Origin of the sequence: Fluviicola sp., from assembly GCF_030151805.1 — a bacterium.
In the GTDB taxonomy this organism is placed as follows: domain Bacteria; phylum Bacteroidota; class Bacteroidia; order Flavobacteriales_D; family Crocinitomicaceae; genus Fluviicola.
In genome coordinates this window covers 1-4,910 of the sequence record NZ_JASLCN010000306.1, presented here as the reverse complement: position 1 = coordinate 4,910, position 4,910 = coordinate 1, and the positions used below count along the sequence as shown (strand labels likewise).

The 4,910-nt window shown below is 37.8% G+C and carries 5 protein-coding genes; 3 read left to right on the top strand and 2 right to left on the bottom strand.

Annotated features, from left to right (window positions below; all coding sequences use genetic code 11):
- From Q1V93_RS11730 to Q1V93_RS11720, 3 genes are all read left to right on the top strand, one after another.
- A partial coding sequence (locus Q1V93_RS11730; protein ID WP_300664896.1) for a hypothetical protein occupies window positions 1-885 on the top strand: 885 nt, incomplete at its 5' end.
- 280 nt (window positions 886-1,165) lie between these two features.
- Window positions 1,166-1,849 (top strand): helix-turn-helix domain-containing protein, encoded by a 684-nt coding sequence (locus Q1V93_RS11725; protein WP_300664894.1) that lies wholly within the window; start codon window positions 1,166-1,168, stop codon window positions 1,847-1,849.
- A 71-nt stretch (window positions 1,850-1,920) separates the two neighbouring features.
- Entirely contained in the window at window positions 1,921-3,225 is a 1,305-nt protein-coding gene (locus tag Q1V93_RS11720; protein ID WP_300664893.1) for a serine hydrolase domain-containing protein, read from the top strand.
- A gap of 9 nt (window positions 3,226-3,234) precedes the next feature.
- Here the strand turns inward: Q1V93_RS11720 and Q1V93_RS11715 are convergent, their stop codons facing one another.
- Together Q1V93_RS11715 and Q1V93_RS11710 are read right to left on the bottom strand one after the other, a co-directional pair.
- Entirely contained in the window at window positions 3,235-3,723 is a 489-nt protein-coding gene (locus tag Q1V93_RS11715) for a hypothetical protein (protein ID WP_300664892.1), read from the bottom strand.
- A gap of 64 nt (window positions 3,724-3,787) precedes the next feature.
- Window positions 3,788-4,910: thioester reductase domain-containing protein (locus Q1V93_RS11710; RefSeq protein WP_300664891.1), on the bottom strand; the 1,123-nt coding region annotated here is incomplete at its 5' end.

The window sequence follows — 4,910 nt, the reverse complement described above, 5'->3', positions numbered from 1 at the left end:
TTCATCCTGTTTTCCAAACCATTAATTCATTCGGTTACTTTCTGCTTGAAAGACATTTTATTAAAGGGATTTGGTGAAGGGATTCACGACTCTTTTTTACGAATTAATCCGATATTTACACTCATGAAAAACGTTGCAACCTTACTTTTTTCCACCTTCATCTTCCTGGTGTTCGGTCAACAGCAACTGAAAGATCTCGATACGACTTTGGATTATAAAGAACGTTTTTATAAAAACGACCGATTGATCACAACGAATTTATGGAGATACGTTTATCCCGATGGTCAGTCAATTGCAGCCAAAGATATTTCATTGAATCCTCAGCTTGACACTTCGAAAATGCAACGGGAACCACATGGATTATGGGTAGAATATTTTGATAAAAAATGGAATCCAATCGATTCTTCCAACCATTATTACCAGTTTTTATGTGAGTACAATTGTGGTTATACGGTAGGCAAAGTCTATTATTTCAAAAAAGGCGAAATCATGTATACGGCACTTCGCTATCCGAAGCTCAAGGATTCTGTTTTTGATGGTTTCCGGAAAATCGTTTATGACAAAGGGAAAGTTCTCTGGGTAGAATACAGTTTGTTCAGTGATGATTCGTTGAAAAAAAAATATTACAACATGGCTTATTATTACCCTACCGGGCAATTAAAGTCTCATAATCTCTCCGATGATCACAATTATCAATACGAATCAACCAAATATAACAAGGCGGGTCTTTGTATCTATGAGCTAAAACACAACCGCAATGAATCCTACCTCATTAAACGGAAGCGGAAAGGGCGAAAAGAAATCATTGATATCAGGGAAAATGGTGTACTGACCAAAATAGTAAAAGTGGATGGTAAAGAGGTCAGAAAGAGAAAACTCAAGTAAGCCCTCCAAACTTGTCTGATTCTTCCGATTCCGGTTGAACTTTCATCAATCGCATGATTATTTTCTTCCATTTATAAATACCTTTATTCCATACTTCCGGATTGAGCTCTTAATTCATAATGCTTTTTAAAAAGGACCAAAAAGAATGAACATAAAAGTCTATAGACCTAAAAATTCTTTACTGAAAAAACACATTGAGTGCTTCTACATTTTAGAACAAACTTCTGAAGAAAAACCCGTTGCGTATTTTACGTTTCCCAGTATTTATACTATTATCACCATGAGTGAGCATACCAAAACGTTGGACACAGGAGATAAAATAATTACCAAATATTGTCCCTCGAATGCGATTGAAACCAACCTGGTATGTAATTTCAATGAGCCGGTTCTTGTGCAGTATGAAGGTAAAATCAACGAAATCACAACGTACTTCAAACCTCTCGGAATAAATGCTTTTATAGACAATGATTTGAGACATTATTCGGAAGGGACTTTTCCTGACTTTAATCCATACGATGATTACAAGACCTCGATGAGGTCCATTCTTTCAATCAAAAACCCCGACGAGAGAATTGAGCAATTAGAATCTTACTGGATTTCGAAATTGAGGCCGTTCGAAGATCATTTACTGGAGAATGTGCTCGCCGAAATGATGGATGCAGGCAACTTAAACCAGTCCATGACGAACTTATCTCATAAAACCGGCAGATCGCGAACAACCATCAACAAACACTTTGATAAGCACATTTGCAAAACACCTTCCCAGTTCAAAAAAATCATCCGGTTCCGCACTGCGATTCAAAACCATCTTGAAAATGAACCGGGTTTATCTTATAACCTGGATTATTTTGATCAGTCACACATGATCCGGGATTTTAAAAAGTTAACCGGGTTTACACCAAAAGCGTTTTTTTCTAAAATCGCGACACTTGAAAACGGTCAAATAAAATGGCTGTTTGTTTAACAAGTTTACAAAAATACAATATTGTTATTTTATAAAATCATAACATTGCGGCTTCATTCTATTCTAAAATAATGACAAAGCTGATCTTAGCAATAATGCTCTTCCCAACGTTCATTTGGGGACAAAAAAGCATCTCAGACAATCTTGCAAAGTATATGCAGGCACAAGTCGACGTGAATCATTTTAGCGGAGCAGTATTGGTCACAAAAAACGGCTCGGTTTTATTGAAAAAATCATACGGTTTAGCGGACTATGAATGGAATGTCAAAAACACTGTAGATACTAAATTTCAGTTGGCTTCGGTCACAAAACAATTTACAGCTGCGGCAATTCTTCAATTAGTGGAAAGAGGGAAATTGTCATTGGAAGATCACCTAAGTATTTTTTTTCCGGATTACCCAAAAGCCGACAGCGTGACTATTCACATGTTGTTATCCCATTCTTCAGGACTTGCTTTAGGCTTTAAGGAATTGGCATTAAGCTCCATTAGTCCCGATTCGGCCTATTCTGAAATAAAGAAAATACCTTATGAGTTCTCGCCCGGAACTAAAAGTGAATACAGCAATATCGGTTATTACTTACTGGCTAAGATTATAGAAAAAGTTTCAGGCGAGGCTTACCCGGTTTATTTAAGAAAAAACATCTTTGAACAAGCAGGAATGAAGAATACCGGTGTTAGTAATAATGATTCGATCGTTTCAAAAAAAGCACAGGTTTATTGTCGGACAGAAAACGGATTCATTCATAATCCTTATATCAATTGGGGAATCAATATCGGTCATGATGGTATTTATTCTACCGTTGAAGATCTGGCTTTATGGGACAATGCTTTATATGGCACGAGTATTTTGTCGGCAGAAATGAAAAAACGAATGTTTACTTCTCATAACGACCAAAATTGGGGATATGGGTTTGTTATCAATCCGTTTTACAATCAGGGGCATCAATTAATTGCCCACGACGGAGGTTTTTTTGGGACCATGACTTCGTTTAACCGTTTTACAGATGACAAAGTCTTTATAACCGTTTTGTCTAATAATCAATCGGAATCTTATATTATTTCTTACAGCCTGGCTGCCATTGTTTTTCAAAAAGATGTCGAACTTCCATACACACATTTCCAAACGAAAATAGATACCGGCATATATGATCAATACGCAGGCAAGTATGGAGGAATTGAAATACTAAAAGTTGGCGGAAGATTGTATTACAATGATCTGGAAATGGAGCTTCTTCCCGAATCCGGAACAAAGTTCTTTAGAGCAGACAATAACGATCGAACGATTGAATTCGTTCCGGATAAATCCGGTGTTTATAACTCCATTATTTTCACAAAAGGCGGTGTGAAAGAAATCATAATGAGAACAATTCCGTAAATCCCCTCATTACAGAGAACTTTTCCGGTCAACTTTGGTCAGATAAAGAAAGGCTTTCGGGTCTTTCTTATTTTGTGCAACAATATTTTCTCCGGTAAGGATCGTGTTCCACTTGTATTGAAAGGGTTTTTCTTCCGTATTTATTTCGAAAGTCAATTCATTGTTGTAAAAGCGGAAGAAGCCAATTTTCTCTTCAAATTCGTTGTATTTTGAACTGTCCAGAATCACCAGTTTTTTGTGCTCTTTTAAAAAGAACAAGGCGTCGATATCCATGTCTTCCCGGAGTCTGACAGATTTAACCGAATCAATCAGCCAGCATCCGACAACGGAATCGTTATGATTGGGAAGTTTATCAAAAGAAGCGCGCTCATTGTCTGCCCTTTCCTTAGCTGTAAGCTGCCTGGTTGTTTTTTGATTCTGTTGGTTTTTGTCATTGTGGCAAGATGAGACAGAACCGATGCAAGAAAAAAGAAGGATTAACACAAAATATGTTCTCATAGTACATGCAGTATTTGTTACTTTAAAAGTAGTCTGTTTCGGTTTTATATCATAACGAATATCTTCAATCAAGAACTCCCAGGTATTTACAAAATGCCGCCACATTTTCACGCGTTACCACTGTATTCTCGATCCGACTGTCTTTTAAAAACTTGTTCGTATTGCTAATATCAAAATCCGGAGTGTTTTGATGAATTTCAATGATTGCCTTATTATCGTAAGCTTTGAATTTAAATAGGTTCAGGAGCGGATAAAGCGGACTTTCTTCATCGTTTTCCCACAATTCCAGCCATTCCCGGTAAGGAGCAGGTTTTAACTCAAAGTTGAATTCCTTGCCTAAAAATTCAAAGAAGTCCGTGACAGTAATGTTATTTTCGGGCGCCGGACTCAAATGGAAGATCTCCCCTATTGCTTCCGGTTTTCGGGAAATATGTACCACTGCTTTACTCACAAAATCCACCATTGTTAATTCTTCTTTCTGGTCTATTAAAAGCGGATAGCATTTCAATTGGATACAGGTTTTAATGAGCGAGCTCCACCATTGATATTTGGCTGTTGCTCCTGTCAAACTGTGGCAGAAAACATAACCGAGTCTGAAGATAACAATCGGAACTCCCTGCGAAATAGCTTCCTGTGCAACTTGCTCCATCACCCATTTGCTTTGGATATATCCCATATCCCTGCTTAAACATTTAAAAGCCGAACCGATATCCGTATCTTCTTTGATTAACGGAATTTTTGTGAAATAATGTTCCCAGCTGAAAACACCTACGGTTGACAACAGGGATAATTGCTTCAGTTTGTGGGTCGTCACAAATGTGATCAGCGTGTGTAAAGCATCTACATTAGCGGATTTCATGTAAGCATATGGCTGGATGAAATTGACAGAACTCCCCGCATGATATACCACATCTATGACCTGAGTCAATTCATGATATCTTTCCGGAGTCAATCCTAAAAATGGTTTTGCAAGGTCTCCGGCCAGCAGCTTAATCCTTTTTTCATCATAAATATCTGCAGCGATCCATTGACTTTCCAAGGCCTCTAAAACACGTTTTCCTGCATGATCTTCATCTGCTGCGCGAATCAGTAAATAAATCGTCGGAATAGTTGATTGCAGTAACTCTACCAAAAGATTGACACCCACAAATCCTGTAACACCGGTCAAAAGCACGGCTTCGGGGTGT

What these genes read in the sequence shown, in the direction of transcription:
- Q1V93_RS11725 (WP_300664894.1), top strand. Translation starts at nt 1,166, where the DNA reads ATGAGTGAGCATACCAAAACGTTGGACACAGGAGATAAAATAATTACC.
- Q1V93_RS11715 (WP_300664892.1), bottom strand. Translation starts at nt 3,723, where the DNA reads ATGAGAACATATTTTGTGTTAATCCTTCTTTTTTCTTGCATCGGTTCT.
- Q1V93_RS11720 (WP_300664893.1), top strand. Translation starts at nt 1,921, where the DNA reads ATGACAAAGCTGATCTTAGCAATAATGCTCTTCCCAACGTTCATTTGG.